Genomic DNA, 19,552 nt, shown 5'->3' with positions numbered 1-19,552 from the left:
ACCGCAAACTTAGGATTTTTGCTTGACAGGTGGAAAGATCGGCACCTAGACTGTCACATTGTGGGGATTTGTGGGTAAAAGTGGATCAATATTATGTTTCGTGGCGCAGCAGCACTCAGTCTAGATGACAAAGGCCGGCTCGCGATACCGTCAAAGTATCGCAAGAGCTTGCTTTTGGATTGTGACGGGCAAATGGTCTGCACCATCGATATCAAGCAACCCTGTTTATTGCTGTATCCGTTGCCACAGTGGCAGTTGATTGAACAGAAGCTCACCACCTTATCCAGCATGAACCCCGCGGAGCGTCGTCTCCAGCGTCTGTTACTGGGTCACGCCGAAGATTGCCAGATGGATAAAAATGGCCGTATTTTGATTGCACCAACCTTGCGTCAACATGCGGACCTGAGCAAAAAGATCATGATTATTGGTCAGCTCAATAAATTTGAACTCTGGTCTGAAGCGGCTTGGCAAGAACAGATCGCAGCCGATATGGCAGCGGAGCAACAAGACGACTTGGCACTCACTGATCGACTACAAGACTTCTCATTATAATGACAACAGAAGCGCAACAACACGTCTCGGTGTTGTTACAAGAGTCCATCGCGGGCCTTGCGATCAAACCAGACGGAATTTATTTAGATGCTACCTTCGGTAGAGGGGGGCACTCGCGCGCAATTCTGGCTCAATTAAACGCTCAAGGTAAACTTTATGCACTGGATCGTGACCCCACCGCGATAGCAGCAGCTGAATCCTTGCGCGATGATCCACGCTTTACCATTATCCACACCCCTTTCTCACGTTTAGCAGAAGTGCTGGAAGCCCAGCAACTGTCCGGGCAACTGGATGGCATTCTGTTCGACCTTGGCGTTTCCTCCCCACAATTGGATGACGCCGAACGCGGTTTTAGTTTCATGCGCGAAGGCCCACTCGACATGCGCATGGATACCAGCTGTGGTCCCACTGCCGCCGACTTTTTAAATCATGCCAGTGCCGATGAAATTGCATTTGTACTGCGCGAATATGGAGAAGAACGTTTCGCTTGGCGTATTGCGCAAGCCGTGCTTAAGCACCGCGAACAACAGCCGCTGACCACCACCCGTGAATTGGCTGAGCTGATTTCCAACGCCGTGCCATTTAAAGACAAACACAAGCACCCAGCTACCCGCAGCTTTCAAGGTATTCGTATTCATATCAACGGCGAGCTGGATGAAATTGAAACGGCATTGACGGCAGCCGTGACAGGTTTAAAACCCGAGGGCCGCTTGGTAGTTATTAGTTTTCATAGCCTTGAAGACCGGTTGGTAAAACGCTTTATGCGGGGCCAGGCCAAAGGCCGCTCAATTCCCGCCGGGTTGCCTATTCGTGATGCCGACTTTGATCGGGGCCAAACATTGCGCTTGGTTGGCAAAGCAATCAAACCGTCGGCCGCCGAAACACAATTAAACCCACGCGCCCGCAGTTCGGTGCTACGCATTGCAGCGAGGTTAGATTATGAAAGCTAGCCGAGTACCTGCGTTAGTATCTGTTTTGTTTGACGATTTTCGCCAGCACCTTGTGCTGGTGTTGCTGTTTTTAATGGCTATAACAAGTGCGTTGGCAGTTATCTACGTTTCGCATGGGCATCGCTTGCTTACTATCGAGCGTGATGAGTTGCTGTCGGAGCGTGATGCGCTTGATATTGAATGGCGGCATTTACAGATTGAACAGAACACTCTGACCGAGCACAACCGGGTAGAACGCATTGCTGAGCAACGCCTGAATATGGTGCGTGCAGAAGCTGAACAGGAGGTGCTAGTGCCATGGCAATAACACCAAAGCCAAACCGTCGCGCAACTAAAAAAGCGCAACCACACTTAAGCAAGGCGCGTTTCTACTTCGCGATGCTGGTGGTTTTGGGCGTGTTCGGCAGCTTGGTGGCTCGTGCAGCATATATCCAAATTATAGAACCTGAGCGCCTGATCTATGAGGGCGATCGCCGTTCACTACGCGCCGACGCAACGACCGTACAACGCGGTAGTATTCTTGACCGCAATGGTCGCGAGCTGGCGGTAAGTGTTCCGGTACAAACGGTATGGGCAGATCCTAAACGCGTGCATGAGGGCAACGGGCTTGATAATCGTGAGCGCTGGTTAGCATTGGCGGAGGTGTTCCGCACCGACGTAAACGATCTGATGAGCAAAGTTTCCGATCCGACCCGTCGGTTTGTGTACCTGGAACGCAAAGTAACACCGGGCGTGGCCGACTTTGTGCGTCAATTAGGTATTCCAGGCGTGTATCTGAAAACTGAATCGCGGCGTTTTTATCCCGCTGGTGAAATTGCCGCACATGTGGTGGGCTTCACCGACATTGACGGCCTCGGCATTGATGGCCTTGAGGCTATTTATAACCAAGTACTTACCGGTATTCCCGGTGAGCGAGTTTATCGCAAGGACGCGGCAGGGCGGGTTGTTGAAGAAATACGAGTTACCGAAGCGCAACAACCACAACAATTAACGCTGAGTATTGATCAACGTTTGCAATCGCTGGCGTATACCGAAGTCAAAAAAGCCGTGCGCTATCACCAGGCGACTTCAGGTTCAGCCGTGATTCTTGACGTGCAAACCGGCGAGGTGCTCGCAATGGTCAACAGCCCGTCCTACAACCCAAATAATCGCTCCGACATGCAGCCGCACAAATTGCGCAATCGGGCTATTACAGACGCTTATGAACCGGGCTCTACGGTTAAGCCGCTGGCCATTCTTGCTGGCCTGGAGTCACGCGTGATTAAGGCCGGTGATGTGATTGACACTAGCCCAGGCTGGCTGCGTTTAGGTGGCCGCCGGGTCAGTGACCCACGCAATCGGGGTGAGCTGACCATTACACAAATTTTAGAGAACTCAAGTAACGTTGGCACTGCCAAAGTAGCATTAGCAGCAGGTATCGACACCATGCTCAACACCTATGCTGCAGTGGGCTTCGGCAACGATACAGGAGTCGCCATGTTGGGCGAGAGCTTTGGTATTTTACAAAACCGCCAGCGTTGGTCGGACTTTGAAATTGCAACTTTATCTTACGGTTATGGCATGTCGGCAACCACGCTTCAGTTAGCGCAGATGTACGCGATTATTGGTAACGACGGAATTCGTAACCCATTAACCATTCAACGCCGCGAAGGCAGGCCCGAAGGCGAGCAAGTGATTTCCAAGCAAAACGCTAACACCGTATTAGCCATGTTAGAAAGTGTGGTGGCTAATGGTTCAGGCAGTCGCGCGCAGGTTCGTGGCTACCGCGTGGCTGGCAAAACCGGTACGTCGCGTAAGGCGATTGCGGGTGGCTATGGCGATGAATACGTCACGTTATTCGCAGGCGTGGCGCCAGTTAGTAATCCGCGCATCGCCGTAGTGGTTACCATTAATGAACCCAGTGGCGACGAATATTATGGCAGCGAGGTGTCGGCGCCAGTATTCGCTGAAATTGTCAGCGACGCGCTGCGGGTTATGAATGTGCCACCCGATAATTTGGCCAACACAGAATTAAAAGCTGCCGGCTTCGGAGGTTCACGTGATTGATCTCATGACCTTGCTACCGGAATACCCGATGCAACTACCCGCTGTGAAAGTGGGTGGCCTGAAGCTCGACAGTCGCCAAGTTGCTGCGAACGATCTCTTTATTGCCGTACCTGGTTATCAGGTGGATGGACGTCATTTCATTGATGCCGCAATCGCAGCCGGAGCAGCAGTGGTGCTGGCCGACTCTGAAGCGGTGGGTATGGAGTTACGTGGCTCAACGTGGGTCATTGAAGTCCCACAGCTGAAAAATCAACTATCACACATTGCTGGACGTTTTTTCCACGAGCCGTCGCAAGCAATCGATGTGATTGGTGTTACGGGCACCAACGGTAAAACCTCAGTGACATACATTGCAGCCCAATTGCTTGAGGCGCTTGGGGTGCGTTGTGGTGTTATCGGTACCACCGGCAGTGGCTTCCCGGGGCGTTTATTGCCTGAAACTCACACCACGCCTGACGCGATCGCCGTACAGCATCGTCTGCAAGTGCTGCGCAGCGAAGGCGCGCAGGCTGTGGCGATGGAAGTTTCCTCACATGCATTAGTGCAACGCCGCGTTGAAGCCGTGCATTTTAAAGTAGGTGTCGCAACCAACATAAGTCGTGATCACCTTGATTACCATGGCACCATGGCCAACTACGCTGGCGCGAAACGCCGCTTATTTACCGAACTCGACACGCAGTTCAGTGTACTGAATGCCGATGATGCTGCAGTAGCGGCTTGGTTGCCCGACCGCACCGACAGCTGGCGCTTTAGTTTAACGCCGCAGTCAGCGGCGCACAGTTTATGGGCAAGTGAAGTTCGGTATGCGCATGACGGCACTGAATTTACGTTAAATGTGCGCCATAGCCATGACAATCTCGAACAGTTAACTGTGCACTCGCCGTTGCTAGGTGGCTTTAATGTTTACAATTTATTAGCTGCTATCGGTGCCGTAATAACGCTTGGGCATTCGCCGCAAACGGTAGTGGCCGCAAGTTCCAAATTGCATGCAGTACCTGGCCGCATGGAAGCGTTTGGTGGAACCGCCGGTAAACCTTTAGTGATTGTGGATTATGCACACACCCCTGATGCCCTGCAGCAGGTGCTGAGCGCATTACGCCGCCACTGCCACGGCCAACTGTGGTGTGTGTTCGGCTGTGGTGGCGACCGCGACCGTGGCAAGCGGCCTCAAATGGGCGCAGTCGCTGCAGATTTGGCTGATCAGGTGGTTGTTACTGACGACAATCCGCGCACGGAAGAGCCTGAGCAAATTGTCAAAGATATTCTTGCTGGCATGCCGAGCCGCCAGCGCGTGCAAGTCATCATGGGGCGTGACAACGCAGTGCGCCAGGTGATTGCACAGGCCAAAGCTGATGATGTTGTATTGCTGGCAGGTAAAGGGCACGAAGACTACCAGGTCATCGGCCAACAGCGCATTGATTATGATGAACGCAAACTGGTTGCAGAAATCACTGCAACCAGCCAGTCCGCGGAGGAATTATCATGATTCGCATAGATCTCGCGTGGATTGCCGCAGCTGTTGAAGGGCGCTTAATTGGCGCCAACCGTACCGTGAATCAAGTCAGCACTGACACGCGGCACATGCCCAAAGGATGCCTGTTTATTGCCTTAAAAGGCCCAAATTTTGATGCCCATGACTTTGCCAGCCAAGCAATCCGCGATGGTGCAGCAGCAGTCATGGTAGAACGCGAACTTAGCCCAGAAGACTGTCAAGGCGCGCCGCAGATTGTAGTGGCAGACACACGCCATGCGTTAGGCCTACTTGGTGCCGCAGTGAAAGCAAAAGTAGCACCAAAAACCATTGCAATTACCGGTAGCAGCGGTAAAACCACCGTTAAAGAAATGCTTGCGGCAATATTACGCAAGCAAGGCGAGGTACTGGCAACTGCGGGTAACTTTAATAATGATATTGGGGTGCCGCTTACCTTATTACGGATAGAGCCGCACCATCAGTTTGCGGTAATTGAACTCGGTGCCAATCATTTAGGTGAAATTGCTTATACCACGCGTTTAACCCAACCGGATGTGGCCATAATTAACAACGTGGCGCCAGCACATGTTGAAGGCTTTGGTGACATTCATGGAGTCTATCGCGCGAAATCTGAAATTTTCCGTGGGCTAGGTCCGCATGGTTTAGCGCTTACGCCATTTCATTCCGACTTTGTGCAAGGCTGGGCGCAGCAGCTCAGCAGCATTCATCACGAAACCTTTGGCCGCGAACAGGCCGATGCGCAGCAACCACAACCTACAGTGCGTGCGCGCAATATCTCAGTGGATGAGCAAGGGTGTGCCGAATTTGATGTTGAACTGGGCGGAGCCACGCCACAGCAAGCACATATTAAGCTTAGCTTGCCTGGTTTACACAATGTTGACAACGCACTAGTGGCTATTCGGGCTGCGGTTGCGGTAGGTTGTGCGCTCACTGATGCACAAACCGCATTGGCTGAATTAACACCAGTGGCAGGTCGGTTACACGTGATTCGCCTCAACGACCATATTCGCCTCATTGACGATAGCTATAACGCCAATGTGGGTTCGGTCAAGGCCGCACTGGACATGCTCGCTACCTATCCAGGTTACCGCATGATGGTGCTTGGTGACATGGGTGAACTTGGCAGTCAAGCTCGGGAATACCATGAAGAAGTAGGCGCTTACGCCATTAACGCGGGTATCGATAATTTGTACACCGCAGGAGTATTGAGCCAAAGTGCGAGCGAAGTTTTTAATGGGCGCGGCGGCCGTCATTTCTCGGCAATTGAAGGCTTGGTCGAAGCCATCATTGCTACGGTGAAGCAAGCCAAAGCCCCGATAACCATTTTAGTAAAAGGGTCGCGCAGCGCACGAATGGAGCGTGTCATTGAAGCGTTGCAACACCGTCAGGAAGAACTGCAACCTATGACTTCACCAGAAGGAAAGCACGCATGCTAGTTTGGTTAGCCGAATACTTAACCCAATTCGCGAGTGCTTTTAACGTCATCTCGTACCTAACTATGCGCGCTATTCTTAGCGTGCTCACAGCACTGCTAATCTCATTATGGATGGGCCCAACGCTCATCAAGTACTTGCAGCGTTTACAAGTCGGCCAAGCGGTGCGTGACGACGGTCCGCAGTCGCATTTAAGTAAAGCCGGCACCCCTACCATGGGTGGGGTATTGATTATCGCGTCCATCGTGCTGTCGACATTATTATGGGCTGACTTAACCAACCGCTACGTGCATGTGGTGTTAGCGGTAGTCATTGGCTTTGGCTTGGTGGGCTTTATTGACGACTACCGTAAAGTGGTGCAGAAGAACTCACGCGGTTTACCGGCGCGTTGGAAGTATTTTTGGCAGTCGCTCATCGCAACCTTAGCAGCCGTCTATTTGTACGCAAACGCAACCATCGGCGCAGAAACGCAACTGCTGGTTCCATTTTTCAAAGACGTGATGCCGCAACTGGGCATGATGTACATTTTGTTGGCATATTTTGTAGTGGTGGGCACCAGCAACGCCGTGAACTTAACGGACGGCCTCGACGGTTTAGCGATTGTCCCAACCATCATGGTTGCCGGTGCTCTGGGTGTATTCGCCTACGCCTCAGGTAACGCGAATTTTGCGCAGTATCTCAATATTCCATTTTTACCATTGTCTGGCGAACTGTTGATTGTGTGTACCGCAATTTTCGGGGCAGGCTTGGGGTTCTTATGGTTCAACACCTATCCGGCCATGGTCTTTATGGGCGATGTCGGCTCGCTGACTTTGGGCGCTGCGCTGGGCATCATTGCCGTGATGGTGCGTCAAGAATTGGTGCTGTTTATTATGGGCGGCGTTTTTGTGATGGAAACCCTCAGCGTAATATTGCAAGTAGGGTCTTATAAATTGCGCGGTAAACGGGTTTTTCGTATGGCGCCTATACATCACCATTATGAATTAAAAGGCTGGCCAGAGCCGCGCGTTATCGTACGGTTTTGGATATTGAGCCTGGTATTTGTACTTATTGGCTTAGCAACATTGAAACTGAGATAAATCATGAAATTAGCAGCATTAGACAGCTATGAGATGATCGGCGTAGTTGGCCTCGGCCAAACTGGGCTATCGTGCGTACGCTATTTGCTGCAGCGTGATATTAACCCAGTGGTATTTGACACCCGTGTTGAACCACCGGGTATGGCAGAACTCAAACAACTGGCGCCTAACCTTGAGATTCACACCGGTGCACTTGAGCTGGAACACATTCTTGGTATGGACTTGTTGGTCGTTAGCCCGGGTGTTGACTTGCGTACTCCAGCGTTGCAACTCGCGATTGATGCGGCAATACCGGTAGTCGGCGACATGGACTTGTTTGCGCGCCATGCCAATAAGCCGGTGTTAGGTATTACCGGGTCAAATGGTAAATCAACGGTAACGCGGTTGGTGACAGAGTTGCTCATCGCGGCCGGTAAAAAAGTGGCGATGGGGGGCAACATTGGGGTTCCGGTGCTTGAGCTGGTCGGTCAGCCTGTGGATGCCTTCGTTATTGAACTCTCAAGTTTTCAGCTCGAACTCATGCACGATTTGCACTTGCGTGGCGCAACCATCCTGAACATCAGCGATGACCACATGGACCGTTACAGTGACTTGCGCGACTACACAAATGCGAAGCATCGTATTTATAACCGCACCGATGTTGCAGTGTGGAATCGCGAACAGGAAATGACTGCACCGGTGCAGGTTCCGATGGACGCCCAGATTACGTTCGGGCTTGGCCCAAGTAACGACCATGGTCCAGCGATGTTTGGCTTAACGGAGCATGAAGGTGAGTTTGCGATTAGCTTTTGTGGCGAGTCGTTGTTGAAAGCCAGTGAATTGCAGTTAACCGGCATACACAACCTATTAAACGTACAGGCAGCGCTAGCCTTAGCCTACGCGCTCGATATTCAGCCCCAAGATGTACTTGGTGCGGTACGAGCATTCAAAGGCTTGCCGCACCGCTGTGAGCTTATTGGCGAATTCGATCAGGTGCGGTGGGTAAACGACTCCAAGGCCACGAATATCGGCGCGGCAGAGGCTGCAATTTTTGGCATGCGCCAATTGGTAAACGGCAAATTAATATTGATTGCTGGCGGTGATGGCAAAGGGGCTGACTTCAGCCACTTCCGAGCGGCTTTGCAGCACGTAGATGTAGTGATTGTATTGGGTAAAGACGGTGAGCGCATTGCTCATCAAGTTGAACACGCAGTGCGTGTCACCAACCTTGAAGAAGCCGTAAGCACGGCAGCTGAGTTGGCAACGCCACAAAGTATGGTTCTGCTCTCGCCAGCCTGTGCAAGTTTGGACATGTTTAAGAATTACGAGCATCGCGGTGATGAATTCCGCGCTGCAGTGGAGGCACATTATGGTCGCTAAAGCGCACAAAGCGCGCACTGCCAATGGCACCGAGCAGCAGCTGGAACTTGGTATCCAGCCAATGCTGGATGCTATGGGTGCGCCATTGTGGCAGCGCTGGCGCGATTGGTGGGCAGACAGTGATGCAACGCTGTTGTATGACCGGGTATTACTGTGGCTGACGCTGAGCTTAATTGCCATTGGCTTAATCATGGTGACTTCAGCGTCATTCCCAGCAGCAGAGCGACTTACCGGTAATCCGTTTCACTTCATGATTCGCCACGGCATGTATGTCGGGCTGGGTCTCGTGCTGCTCTTTACGGTGATACAAATTCCTGTGCAGTGGTGGTATCGCGGTAGCGGCTCACTGTTACTGATCGCCATGGGCATGTTGGCCATGGTGTTGGTTATTGGACATGAAGTAAACGGCGCCAAGCGGTGGATAAAACTCGGCCCACTCACCTTGCAGGTGGCTGAGGTCGCGAAATTGTTCTTTGTGGTTTATATGTCCAGCTACCTAACGCGGCGTGTGGACCAAGTGCAGGAAAACTTACGTGGTTTCATTAAGCCGCTAATCGTGTTGTTCTTTTTTGCAGGGTTGCTGTTATTGCAGCCAGACTTTGGCTCGCTCGTGGTCATGTCATGTATCGCGGTGGGCATGTTATTTCTTGCTGGCGCCCGGTTGTGGCAATTTTTCGCAGTACTGGTCGCCTTTGCGCTGGCCATTACCTTATTAATTGTTAAAGAACCGTACCGCATGCGCCGGGTAGTGTCGTTCATGGATCCATGGCAAGACCCGTTCGGTAGTGGCTATCAGTTAACGCAGTCACTCATGGCTTTCGGGCGCGGTGATTGGTTCGGGCAAGGCTTAGGAAACAGCATTCAGAAGCTGCAATACCTGCCTGAAGCACACACCGACTTTATTATGGCGGTTGTTGGTGAAGAGCTCGGTTTCTTCGGTATTGTCGTGGTATTGGTGTTGTCGTTCGCGTTAGTGATTCGCACCATGCAGTTGGGGCGAAAAGCCTTGCATGCCGGACATCAATACGGCGGTTTTATCGCATACGGAATTGGCATTTGGTTTGCGTTTCAGTCCATGGTGAACATTGGCGCTGCAGCAGGTTTGTTGCCTACCAAAGGGTTGACGCTGCCGTTGATTAGCTACGGTGGTACCAGTTTACTGATTAGCTGTATTGCAATAGGTATTTTGCTGCGCGTTGACTACGAAGTGCGCGTCAGCCAAATCAAAGTGGCACCGCGGCGCAGAGCGTCGACTAAAGCCGGAGGTCGCGCATGAATCGCATTATGATTGCAGCTGCCGGCACCGGCGGTCACGTGTTTCCTGCTTTAGCTGTAGCCGAGCAGTTACGCAGCTACGGGTGGGAAGTGGTTTGGTTGGGAACAACCGAGCAGCGACTTGAAAGTAAAGTTGTGCCAGCGGCGGGCTTTAAGCTGGAACAAATCACCATGCAAGGTATGCGCGGGCATGGGGTAATGCGTAAATTGGGCACGCCATGGCGTCTATTCAAAGCATTCTTGCAGTGCCGTAAATTGCTGAAACGGCATCGCTCGCAACTATTGCTGACCTTTGGCGGCTACGTGTGCGGGCCTGCAGGGCTTGCTGCACGGTCGCTGAGCGTACCTTTACTGGTACACGAACAAAATGCTGTAGCAGGTTTAACCAACAAGTTATTAGCGCGCTTTGCGCAGCACGTCATGCTTGGTTTCGGGGCTGCGAAGAAGCAGTTGCCCATGGCGGAGATTACTGGCAATCCGTTGCGTGCCAACTGGTCGGCAAAGGAAGTTGCCACGTCTACCGACGGCAAACTGAAGCTATTAATTGTGGGTGGCAGCCTTGGTGCGCAAGCATTAAACGAAGCCGTACCGGCCGCTATTGCGCAATTGGACGCCGCACTGCAGAAGAATTTAATAGTTCAGCACCAATGCGGGCAAGGCCGTGAGGCCGCAGTGAAGGCTGCTTATGGGCCCGTAACTGCCCAAGTACAGGTGGAAGAATTTATTACCGATATGCATCGGGCCTACAGCAGCGCCGACATTGTGATCTGTCGCGCCGGGGCACTTACCGTTGCAGAATTGGCTGTAGTAGGTACCCCAGCAATTTTCGTACCGCTGCCGCATGCGGTGGATGACCACCAAACGGCCAATGCACGCGAGTTGGTTGAGGCAGGTGCCGCGCGATTGTTACCTCAGTCAGAACTGGTACAGATAGAACCATTGGTTCAGGTATTAAATGAATTATTGCGCGACGAAGAAATGCGCAGGGCCATGCAGAAGCATGCCGCACAAGCAGCTTATCCGAACGCGACTGAAGCCGTTGTGAATCAGTGCGAGCGTTGGGCAAATCCAGAAAAATTAACCGTAGGCATCAAGTAATGAAGCAAGACAAAGCAACCCCATTTACAGTCGTTAATGTACCGGAGATGCGTCGTGTGCGCCGCATCCACTTTGTCGGTATTGGCGGCGCTGGGATGGGAGGCATTGCTGAGGTATTGCAGAATCAAGGCTATGAAATTGCTGGCTCAGATTTGGCCGAGAACGCGAATACTCGGCGTTTACGCGGGTTTGGTGCAGAAATCTTTATCGGCCATGCTGCCGAGCATGTAAAAGGAGCTGACGTTATTGTGGTGTCATCGGCGATTAAGGCCGACAACCCAGAGTTAGTGGCTGCCAAAGAATTGTTAATCCCGCAGGTACGTCGTGCTGAAATGCTGGCCGAGTTAATGCGGTTTCGCCATGGTGTCGCCATTGCAGGCACACACGGAAAAACTACTACTACCAGCTTAATCGCCAGCGTATTTGCCGAAGGCGACTTAGATCCCACCTTCGTTATTGGTGGCTTGCTCAATAGCGCTGGCACCAATGCACGCTTGGGTACTAGCAAGTACTTGATTGCCGAAGCTGACGAGTCAGATGCATCGTTCTTACACCTGCAGCCGATGGTTGCAGTTGTGACCAATATCGAAGCCGATCACATGGACACCTACGGGGGCGACTTCAATAAGCTGCTCGACACCTACATCGACTTCCTGCACAACCTGCCATTTTACGGTTTAGCAGTGATGTGTGTGGATGACCCGGTGGTACGTGAATTATTGCCGCGCGTGGGCAGACAGATAATTACTTATGGGTTCAGCGACGACGCGGATGTGCGTGGTGCAGATTATCACCAGAATGGTGGCATGAGCTCATTTACAGTGCATCGCGCTGGCCAACAGCCTTTGCCAGTAACAGTGAATTTGCCAGGTAGACACAATGCTTTGAATGCCCTCGCGGCTATCGCGGTGGCAACTGACGAAGGTGTCAGTGATGCGGCAATCATCGCCGCACTGGAGAAATTTGGTGGCATCGGACGTCGGTTTGAACACCTCGGCGCTTTTGCGAGCGAACACAATGGCCAGCAAGGCGATGTGCTGTTGGTCGATGACTATGGGCACCATCCATCGGAAGTGGCTGTAACCATCGCCGCTGCTCGAGCCGGTTGGCCCGAGCGGCGTATCGTGATGGCGTTTCAGCCGCACCGTTATTCACGGACACGGGATTTATTCGATGATTTCGTGAATGTACTCAGTGAGGTGGACGTGCTGCTGTTACTTGATGTTTACAGCGCAGGTGAAGCACCCGTTACTGGAGCAGACAGCCGTGCTTTGGCGCGAGCAATTCGCATGCGCGGGCAAATGGAGCCGATTTATGTTGGTGACCGCAGTGCACTGTACAAGGTTTTAGCCGATGTGCTGCAGCCCGGCGACATGTTACTGGCGCAAGGCGCTGGCACCATTGGTGCAATCGCACGTGATTTAGTGGCAACCGAATTGGCGCCTGCATCGTTGCGCGCCAAAGCCGATCAATTGCAGGGAGAGAAGTCGTAATGGCTACGAGCAAAGACTTTGGCAAAGTAGCTGTGCTGTTTGGCGGCGATTCTGCCGAGCGCGACGTGTCGTTGCGCTCAGGTCAGGCAGTATTAGCCGCCCTGCAGGCACAGGGCATCAACGCCTATGGGTTTGATCCTGCGGAGCAACCGCTAACAGGATTGGTTGACCAACACTTTGATCGCGCCTTTATTGTGTTACACGGGCGCGGCGGTGAAGACGGTACCATTCAAGGCGCACTGCAGTATCTAGGCGTTCCGTACACCGGCAGTGGCGTGTTAGGGTGCGCCCTAGCAATGGATAAGGTACGCACCAAGCGCGTGTGGCAGTCGACCGGTCTACCGGTTGCGCAAAGTGCCGTTATCGTTCGTGGCAAGCCAGTTGATTGGGCCTCAATGATTGAAGAGCTCGGTGGCAAAGTCATGGTGAAGCCCGCTCAAGAAGGCAGCAGTATCGGTATGAGTCCAGCGCGCAATGCAGCTGAACTGGAACAGGCCGTGGCGTTGGCACACAAATACGATCAGGAAGCTTTGGTCGAAAGTTGGTTAAGTGGCCCTGAATACACAGTATCCATTGTGGGTGACCAGGCATTGCCGGCAATTCGCGTGCAGTCTACCCATGAATTTTATGATTACGATGCCAAGTACCAGGCCGGTGACACACAATATCATTGTCCGGCTGGATTGTGCGAACTGGAAGAGCGCGCCTTAGAACAATTGGCGGTATCAGCGTTTCGTGCGGTTGGCGGCAAAGGTTGGGGTCGCATTGACGTGATGTGCGACCAAGAAGGCAACTTTAAGTTGTTGGAAGCGAACATGGTGCCCGGCATGACCACCAAAAGCTTGGTGCCGATGGCGGCTAAAGCAGTGGGTATGAGTTTCGAGCAGTTGGTATTGCGCATACTCGAACTTAGCGAGGTTTAAGGTGGCGGCAGTCCGCTGGCAGTTTTGGCTGGGGTTTAGTTTTTTTCTCAGCGTCGTCATCGGAGCGATAGCGGGCGTTGCATGGCTGTATTATTTGGCGATGGACGCCAACGAAGTGCCGTTGAAACGATTAGTGGTACAAGGTGAGTTGCAGTATTTGAAACGCGCCGACGTACGCGATGCATTAGCGGGAGAAGAGCTGGGAAGCTTTTTCTCAGCCGATGTAAATAGCATTCGAACACGACTGGAAGCCCAGCCCTGGATAGAGCAGGCCTCAGTACGAAAAGAATGGCCCGACATTTTGAAAGTGTTTTTGGTTGAACAAAAGCCAATCGGGCACTGGAACGAAGCAACACGACCCGATGCGCTGGTGAGTGCAAAAGGCGAAGTGTTTGAAGTGGATAAATCGGTCATTGATGTGTTGTTACCAAAACTCAATGGCCCTGAACATGCAGTACAAGAAACCGTTGAGCAGTATCAACAAGTACATGAACTGCTCAAAATTAACGGCCACCAAGTGGTGGCCCTGACGCTCTCCGAGCGTTTCGCAGTGGATGTGGAGTTGTTGTCTGGCATTCGTTTGCGGCTAGGTCGTGAAGGGTTACTGGAACGGGTACAACGCTTTATTGATTTGTTCCCAACCATAATTCGGCATAAAGCCAAGCCGATAGACTATGTGGACTTACGTTATGACACCGGCGTTGCGGTGGCCTGGAAAGACGAAAACGAAGAATAAAAAGAGAGAAACGCAACATGTCGAAAGCAGCAGAACGGAACATGGTAGTAGGTTTAGACATTGGCACCAGCAAAGTGGTGGCGCTGATAGGCGAAGTTATGCCTGACAGCGACATCAGCGTGATTGGTGTTGGTGCGGCAACTGCGCGCGGCATGGATAAAGGCGGCGTTAATGATCTGAATCTTGTGGTGCAGTCCATTCAACGGGCCGTTGAAGAAGCGGAATTGATGGCTGATTGCCGCATTGCATCGGTATACCTGAATATTTCCGGGCGCCACATTGGCTGCCAAAACGAATCCGGCATGGTGCCAATTAACGAAGCCGAAGTAACGCAAGACGATGTTGATAGCGTGATTCACGCGGCGAAATCGGTGCCAATAGCGCAAGAACGACGCATTTTGCACGTATTACCGCAGGAATTCATCATCGACTCGCAAGAAAGCATAAAGAGTCCAATCGGCATGTCAGGCGTACGCATGGAAGCCAAGGTACACATCATTACCTGCGCCAACGATATGGCTAAGAACATTGTAAAAGCGGTTGAGCGTTGCGGCTTAAGCGTAGATCGGCTGATTTTTTCGGCGCTTGCGTCAAGCTATGCGGTGCTAACCGATGACGAAAAAGACTTGGGTGTCGCCCTGGTGGATATGGGTGCTGGCACCATCGACATCAATATTTACACCGGTGGGGTACTGCGTCACACGGCGGTGATTCCGGCAGCTGGGAATCAAGTCACCAGCGACATTGCCAAGATATTCCGCACGCCGCTGAACCACGCCGAAGAAATCAAAACAAAATACGCGTGCGCATTGCGTGAGCTAGTGAGCAAAGACGACAACATCGAGGTGCCATCTGTGGGGGGACGCCCATCGCGTACCATGCAGCGCCATATTTTGGCAGAGGTGGTGGAGCCTCGGTATCAAGAATTATTTGAGTTGATACGTGATCAAATCAACCAAAGCGGACTCGAAGACCAGATTGCAGCCGGTATTGTATTAACCGGCGGGTGCGGGCGCATGGAAGGCGCTATTGAGTTCGCAGAAGAAATATTTCAAATGCCAGTGCGCTTAGGTGAGCCACTGGGCATGCACGGTCTGAGCGATTACGTGCAAGATCCAACCTATGCAACAGCGGTTGGCTTGCTACGTTATGGTCAGGAAGATGTTCAAAACCGCCAAAGTGAGGCAAGCACAACCAACGTGATTGGTTTAGGAAAACGCTTGCTGAGCTGGTTTAAAGGCGAATTTTAAAGAAAACAACGTTTTGGATATCTTCACTAGGGGTAGTACAATAAGCAGGTATAAGGAGAAACAACATGTCTGAAGTATTCGAAGTAGTCGACAACTTTGATTCGGACGCAGTGATTAAGGTCATTGGCGTCGGAGGCGGCGGCGGTAACGCTGTCAAACATATGATTAGCGAGTCCATTGAAGGTGTGCAATTTATTGTTGCCAACACCGATGCGCAGGCGTTGCGCAATCATGGCGCTCACGCAACCATTCAACTGGGCACCGACATCACCAAAGGGCTTGGTGCTGGCGCGAATCCAGAAGTTGGCCGTCAGGCCGCAGAAGAAGCGCGCGACGAAATTCGCAAGCATCTGCAAGGCGCTGATATGGTATTCATTGCTGCCGGTATGGGCGGTGGCACCGGAACGGGTGCTGCACCTGTTGTTGCCGAAGTGGCACGCGAACTGGGCATTTTGACCGTGGCAGTGGTAACCAAACCATTCCCATTCGAAGGCCAACGTCGCATGGCTGCAGCCAAAGAAGGTATTGAACAATTAGCGCGCAACGTTGACTCGCTAATTACCATTCCTAATGAAAAGCTTTTGAAAGTTTTAGGTAAAGGTACCAGCCTGCTTGATGCTTTTGCTAAGGCAAACGACGTATTATTAGGGGCTGTACAAGGTATTTCAGACTTAATTACCCGCGACGGCCTGATCAACGTCGACTTTGCAGACGTACGTGCGGTAATGCGTGAGATGGGTACTGCCATGATGGGTACCGGCGTCGCACGCGGCGAAGACCGCGCTCAAGAAGCGGCAGAGATGGCCATCAACAGCCCGCTGTTGGAAGACATCGACCTGTCTGGTGCACGTGGTGTGTTGTTGAACATCACCGCTGGCATGGACTTGAGCATGGAAGAATTTGAAATTGTCGGTAACGTTGTGAAAGGGTTTGTATCTGAGAATGCAACCGTCATCGTCGGTACTGTCATTGACATGGACATGTCTGAAGAGTTGCGTGTCACTGTGGTTGCAACGGGCATTGGTGGCGAGCGTAAGCCCGACATCGCATTAGTGAACCGTCGTGAGCCTGCACCAAGTTACGGCAGCCGAAGCAGTGGTAGCAACACCAGCAGTGGCGGCAGTTATGGCAATACTGCAACTGCACGCAACATTGAACCAGAAGCTGACGAAGAGTCCATGGAAGCCGAACCGGTAGCAAGCAAGCCGACGGCGAAACCTCAGGCAAATCAAGGCAAAGACATGGATTATCTCGACATCCCGGCATTTTTACGCCGTCAAGTCGATTAGGAACCTCGTTTTCTTGCGGTTTTTTAGATAATCCGTTAAACTATTGCGCCTTTTGCTGGTCAAAAGACTTGATGAGAAGAAGAGCAGACATGATTAAACAACGTACAATCAAGCAGCCGATTGCAACCACTGGTGTTGGTTTGCATAAAGGCAACAAGGTTCAGCTTACGCTGCGACCAGCACCTGCGAATACAGGTCTGGTGTTTCGCCGCGTAGATTTAAACCCTGCTGTAGATATTCCTGCTAACGCTGAGTTAGTGCGGGATACGCGTATGTGTACCTGTCTGATCAACGATGACAACGTTCGCGTATCAACCGTGGAGCACTTGCTTGCGGCGGTTGCGGCGATGGGCATCGATAACCTGATCATTGAAGTTGATAGCCATGAAATCCCGATCATGGATGGTAGCTCACACCCCTTTGTATACCTGCTGCAGAGCGCGGGAATTGAAGAGCAAGGCGCAGCGAAAAAGTTTATTAAGATTAAACAGCCGATTCGTGTTGAAGAAGATGACAAGTGGGCGGAACTACTACCCCATAATGGGTTCCGTATCGACTTTGCCATCGACTTCGACCATCCGGCCATTGCCGATACCGGGCAAGTGCTAAGCATTGACTTTAATAGCAGTAATTTTATTAAAGAAATCAGTCGTGCACGCACTTTCGGCTTCATGAAAGACATCGAAATGCTGCGCGCTAATAACCTTGCGTTAGGCGGCAGCTTCGACAACGCCGTGGTATTGGATGAATTCCGTATTCTGAATAACGACGGTTTGCGTTACGACGACGAGTTCGTCAAGCATAAAATTTTAGATGCGATTGGTGATTTATACATGGGCGGTTACGCAATTTTAGGTAACTTACGTGCATTCAAATCAGGCCATGCGCTGAACAATCAATTGTTGCGTGCGGTATTGCAGAATCAAGAAGCGTGGGAGTTCGTCACCTTCGAAGCTGAAGCAGAAAGCGCGCCAATCGCCTTCGCCACACCGTCGCTGGCGTAGAAAAGCAAGTACGATATTAGATATTAGATATTAGATATTAGATATTAGATATTAGATATTAGAGAAGACCGCTGAGGCTGGAAGCGGTCTTTTTGTTTCCGCCAATATCCAATAGCTAATATCGCTTTTGCTTTTAGTTTTTCTCGTATTTCTCCGCTAAAGCGAGCAGCTGCGAGCGCAGCGGCTCCTCACATAACTCCGCCTGCTGACGTAATTTCGCAACCGTTTCATCATCGTTATTGCCTGTTTTTTGAACAGCTTGCGTGGGTTTTGCCATGCTTTGCGCCAAAGGCGTACGCATTTGTGGACGCACCTGAACTTCAAGGCGCGAGATATGCCCCGTAGATTCAGATTGAAAATGCGTTATAATGCGGCTTTGCTGCAGCTTTATTCGATTGGCCAAGGCCGCTGATGAAGCTTCCAGCACAAGGGTGTGCGCACGAACCGACACCACTTTACAATGTGCCAATAAAGGCGACAGCTGCAGTGCATCAAAACATTGTTGCAATTGCTGTTGCCAGCGTTGGTATTGCTCTGTAAAGTCAGTAAAACGCTGTAAGCGCTGACCGCCGAACAGTTGTTGAATATCGCGTGGTCGTTTTCGTGCCATAACATATATAATTAGCAGCGAGAGATTGCATGAGTTTATCAGTCTTCTACCGAGGCACCAAAGTTAAATTCAGTTTTGCGCTAAGTCGTCGACGTATCCTGTCGCTGGCTGGCCTTGCTGCGTTTGGTGTACTTGCTGTGACGAAGCCGTGGGTGCATCAGGGGTTAGACCCAGATAGCGCGCGGGCAAAAATTACAGAAGAAAAACTGGCATTGGCTGCACAAGAGCAGGCGGTGCTCGAATTAAAAAACGAGACCGAGAAAAAACTGACTGCCATGACCATCTATTTGGGTGAGATGCAGTCACAGTTACGCCGTTTAGATGCCTTAGGGCAACGTTTAGCCTCGGTCGCTGATTTAGATAACGGTGAGTTCGCCTTTGACGAACCCCTGGTTGAAGTCATGGGTGGCCCCGAGGCCTCAATCATCGATGCGCCAAAAGTAGATGGCCGCGATGTCATCGACCAAATCGAAGGCATGCTCGGTGAGCTTTCCAGCAAACAAAAACAGCTTGCACTCCTTGAGTCTGTGATGATGAGTCACCATATCTCAGCAGAGAGCTACATTGCCGGGCGTCCAATTGAGTCTGGTTGGCTGTCGTCGCAATACGGAATTCGTAAAGACCCGTTTAATAGTCGCCCCGCAATGCACAAAGGCTTAGACTTCGCGAGCCTTGAAGAAGGTGCCGGTGTTTATGCGACGGGTGCTGGCGTTGTAACCTGGGCTGGTGAGCGCTCAGGTTATGGCAAGTTAATCGAAATTGACCATGGGGGCGGTTTAAAAACCCGCTACGGCCACAGCAAAGAGCTGTTAGTCAAAGAAGGTGACGTGGTAACACGGGGGCAGCAAATCGCTCTTATCGGTAGCACAGGGCGCTCAACAGGGCCGCATGTGCACTACGAAGTGTTACGTAATAACCGTCAAATCGACCCATACAAATATGTCTATCGCTCGGCTGACTAAA

General features: G+C 51.7%; 18 protein-coding genes. 17 read left to right on the top strand and 1 reads right to left on the bottom strand.

Annotated features, from left to right (window positions below; genetic code table 11):
* The first annotated feature begins 93 nt into the window (after positions 1-93).
* The 16 genes from mraZ to lpxC all read left to right on the top strand — a co-directional run bounded on the left by mraZ (position 94) and on the right by lpxC (position 17,979).
* A complete protein-coding gene (mraZ, locus tag EGC76_RS06235) occupies positions 94-552 on the top strand; it encodes a division/cell wall cluster transcriptional repressor MraZ (protein WP_128352147.1) in 459 nt (152 codons plus the stop codon).
* Positions 552-1,502: a 16S rRNA (cytosine(1402)-N(4))-methyltransferase RsmH gene (gene rsmH, locus EGC76_RS06230; RefSeq protein ID WP_128352146.1), complete on the top strand. Its 951-nt coding sequence runs from the start codon at positions 552-554 to the stop codon at positions 1,500-1,502. Before mraZ ends, rsmH begins: the two co-directional genes overlap by 1 nt.
* Positions 1,492-1,809, top strand: a complete 318-nt coding sequence (ftsL, locus tag EGC76_RS06225) for a cell division protein FtsL (RefSeq protein WP_128352145.1) — start codon at positions 1,492-1,494, stop codon at positions 1,807-1,809. Before rsmH ends, ftsL begins: the two co-directional genes overlap by 11 nt.
* Positions 1,800-3,548, top strand: a complete 1,749-nt coding sequence (locus tag EGC76_RS06220; RefSeq protein ID WP_128352144.1) for a peptidoglycan D,D-transpeptidase FtsI family protein — start codon at positions 1,800-1,802, stop codon at positions 3,546-3,548. The genes ftsL and EGC76_RS06220 overlap by 10 nt, the downstream gene beginning before the upstream one ends.
* A complete protein-coding gene (gene murE, locus EGC76_RS06215) occupies positions 3,541-5,034 on the top strand; it encodes a UDP-N-acetylmuramoyl-L-alanyl-D-glutamate--2,6-diaminopimelate ligase (RefSeq protein WP_246013918.1) in 1,494 nt (497 codons plus the stop codon). Before EGC76_RS06220 ends, murE begins: the two co-directional genes overlap by 8 nt.
* Positions 5,031-6,476: a UDP-N-acetylmuramoyl-tripeptide--D-alanyl-D-alanine ligase gene (locus tag EGC76_RS06210; protein ID WP_128352143.1), complete on the top strand. Its 1,446-nt coding sequence runs from the start codon at positions 5,031-5,033 to the stop codon at positions 6,474-6,476. The genes murE and EGC76_RS06210 overlap by 4 nt, the downstream gene beginning before the upstream one ends.
* Entirely contained in the window at positions 6,470-7,552 is a 1,083-nt protein-coding gene (mraY, locus tag EGC76_RS06205) for a phospho-N-acetylmuramoyl-pentapeptide-transferase (protein WP_128352142.1), read from the top strand. Before EGC76_RS06210 ends, mraY begins: the two co-directional genes overlap by 7 nt.
* A gap of 3 nt (positions 7,553-7,555) precedes the next feature.
* Complete coding sequence (gene murD / locus EGC76_RS06200; protein WP_128352141.1) at positions 7,556-8,911, top strand: UDP-N-acetylmuramoyl-L-alanine--D-glutamate ligase; 1,356 nt, start codon at positions 7,556-7,558, stop codon at positions 8,909-8,911.
* Positions 8,901-10,187, top strand: a complete 1,287-nt coding sequence (gene ftsW, locus EGC76_RS06195; protein WP_246013917.1) for a cell division protein FtsW — start codon at positions 8,901-8,903, stop codon at positions 10,185-10,187. Before murD ends, ftsW begins: the two co-directional genes overlap by 11 nt.
* Positions 10,184-11,284 (top strand): undecaprenyldiphospho-muramoylpentapeptide beta-N-acetylglucosaminyltransferase, encoded by a 1,101-nt coding sequence (murG, locus tag EGC76_RS06190; protein WP_128352140.1) that lies wholly within the window; start codon positions 10,184-10,186, stop codon positions 11,282-11,284. Before ftsW ends, murG begins: the two co-directional genes overlap by 4 nt.
* Entirely contained in the window at positions 11,284-12,777 is a 1,494-nt protein-coding gene (gene murC, locus EGC76_RS06185; RefSeq protein WP_128352139.1) for a UDP-N-acetylmuramate--L-alanine ligase, read from the top strand. Before murG ends, murC begins: the two co-directional genes overlap by 1 nt.
* Positions 12,777-13,700, top strand: coding sequence for a D-alanine--D-alanine ligase (locus EGC76_RS06180; protein WP_128352138.1), 924 nt, complete (start codon positions 12,777-12,779; stop codon positions 13,698-13,700). Before murC ends, EGC76_RS06180 begins: the two co-directional genes overlap by 1 nt.
* Before the next feature lies 1 nt (position 13,701).
* The gene (locus EGC76_RS06175; RefSeq protein ID WP_246013916.1) at positions 13,702-14,436 is read left to right on the top strand and encodes a cell division protein FtsQ/DivIB; all 735 of its coding nucleotides are present in this window, start codon (positions 13,702-13,704) and stop codon (positions 14,434-14,436) included.
* Between the two features lie 17 nt (positions 14,437-14,453).
* Positions 14,454-15,686: a cell division protein FtsA gene (ftsA, locus tag EGC76_RS06170; protein ID WP_128352137.1), complete on the top strand. Its 1,233-nt coding sequence runs from the start codon at positions 14,454-14,456 to the stop codon at positions 15,684-15,686.
* Between the two features lie 65 nt (positions 15,687-15,751).
* On the top strand, positions 15,752-16,975 hold the full coding sequence (gene ftsZ, locus EGC76_RS06165; protein ID WP_128352136.1) for a cell division protein FtsZ: 1,224 nt from the start codon (positions 15,752-15,754) through the stop codon (positions 16,973-16,975).
* 89 nt (positions 16,976-17,064) lie between these two features.
* A complete protein-coding gene (gene lpxC / locus EGC76_RS06160; protein ID WP_128352135.1) occupies positions 17,065-17,979 on the top strand; it encodes a UDP-3-O-acyl-N-acetylglucosamine deacetylase in 915 nt (304 codons plus the stop codon).
* 133 nt (positions 17,980-18,112) lie between these two features.
* Here lpxC and EGC76_RS06155 read toward each other — a convergent pair whose 3' ends face one another.
* Positions 18,113-18,589, bottom strand: a complete 477-nt coding sequence (locus EGC76_RS06155; protein WP_128352134.1) for a DciA family protein — start codon at positions 18,587-18,589, stop codon at positions 18,113-18,115.
* A gap of 29 nt (positions 18,590-18,618) precedes the next feature.
* Between EGC76_RS06155 and EGC76_RS06150 the strand changes: the two genes are divergently transcribed.
* Positions 18,619-19,551, top strand: a complete 933-nt coding sequence (locus EGC76_RS06150) for a M23 family metallopeptidase (protein WP_128352133.1) — start codon at positions 18,619-18,621, stop codon at positions 19,549-19,551.
* Position 19,552: the final 1 nt, after the last annotated feature.

Source organism: Pseudidiomarina gelatinasegens (assembly GCF_004025325.1).
GTDB lineage: Bacteria > Pseudomonadota > Gammaproteobacteria > Enterobacterales > Alteromonadaceae > Pseudidiomarina > Pseudidiomarina gelatinasegens.
The sequence above is the reverse complement of the archived record's forward strand: the minus strand, read 5'-3'. Positions and strand labels throughout refer to the sequence as shown.

What these genes read in the sequence shown, in the direction of transcription:
- mraZ (WP_128352147.1), top strand. Translation starts at nt 94, where the DNA reads ATGTTTCGTGGCGCAGCAGCACTCAGTCTAGATGACAAAGGCCGGCTC.
- rsmH (WP_128352146.1), top strand. Translation starts at nt 552, where the DNA reads ATGACAACAGAAGCGCAACAACACGTCTCGGTGTTGTTACAAGAGTCC.
- ftsL (WP_128352145.1), top strand. Translation starts at nt 1,492, where the DNA reads ATGAAAGCTAGCCGAGTACCTGCGTTAGTATCTGTTTTGTTTGACGAT.
- EGC76_RS06220 (WP_128352144.1), top strand. Translation starts at nt 1,800, where the DNA reads ATGGCAATAACACCAAAGCCAAACCGTCGCGCAACTAAAAAAGCGCAA.
- EGC76_RS06210 (WP_128352143.1), top strand. Translation starts at nt 5,031, where the DNA reads ATGATTCGCATAGATCTCGCGTGGATTGCCGCAGCTGTTGAAGGGCGC.
- mraY (WP_128352142.1), top strand. Translation starts at nt 6,470, where the DNA reads ATGCTAGTTTGGTTAGCCGAATACTTAACCCAATTCGCGAGTGCTTTT.
- murD (WP_128352141.1), top strand. Translation starts at nt 7,556, where the DNA reads ATGAAATTAGCAGCATTAGACAGCTATGAGATGATCGGCGTAGTTGGC.
- ftsW (WP_246013917.1), top strand. Translation starts at nt 8,901, where the DNA reads ATGGTCGCTAAAGCGCACAAAGCGCGCACTGCCAATGGCACCGAGCAG.
- murG (WP_128352140.1), top strand. Translation starts at nt 10,184, where the DNA reads ATGAATCGCATTATGATTGCAGCTGCCGGCACCGGCGGTCACGTGTTT.
- murC (WP_128352139.1), top strand. Translation starts at nt 11,284, where the DNA reads ATGAAGCAAGACAAAGCAACCCCATTTACAGTCGTTAATGTACCGGAG.
- EGC76_RS06180 (WP_128352138.1), top strand. Translation starts at nt 12,777, where the DNA reads ATGGCTACGAGCAAAGACTTTGGCAAAGTAGCTGTGCTGTTTGGCGGC.
- ftsA (WP_128352137.1), top strand. Translation starts at nt 14,454, where the DNA reads ATGTCGAAAGCAGCAGAACGGAACATGGTAGTAGGTTTAGACATTGGC.
- ftsZ (WP_128352136.1), top strand. Translation starts at nt 15,752, where the DNA reads ATGTCTGAAGTATTCGAAGTAGTCGACAACTTTGATTCGGACGCAGTG.
- lpxC (WP_128352135.1), top strand. Translation starts at nt 17,065, where the DNA reads ATGATTAAACAACGTACAATCAAGCAGCCGATTGCAACCACTGGTGTT.
- EGC76_RS06155 (WP_128352134.1), bottom strand. Translation starts at nt 18,589, where the DNA reads ATGGCACGAAAACGACCACGCGATATTCAACAACTGTTCGGCGGTCAG.
- EGC76_RS06150 (WP_128352133.1), top strand. Translation starts at nt 18,619, where the DNA reads ATGAGTTTATCAGTCTTCTACCGAGGCACCAAAGTTAAATTCAGTTTT.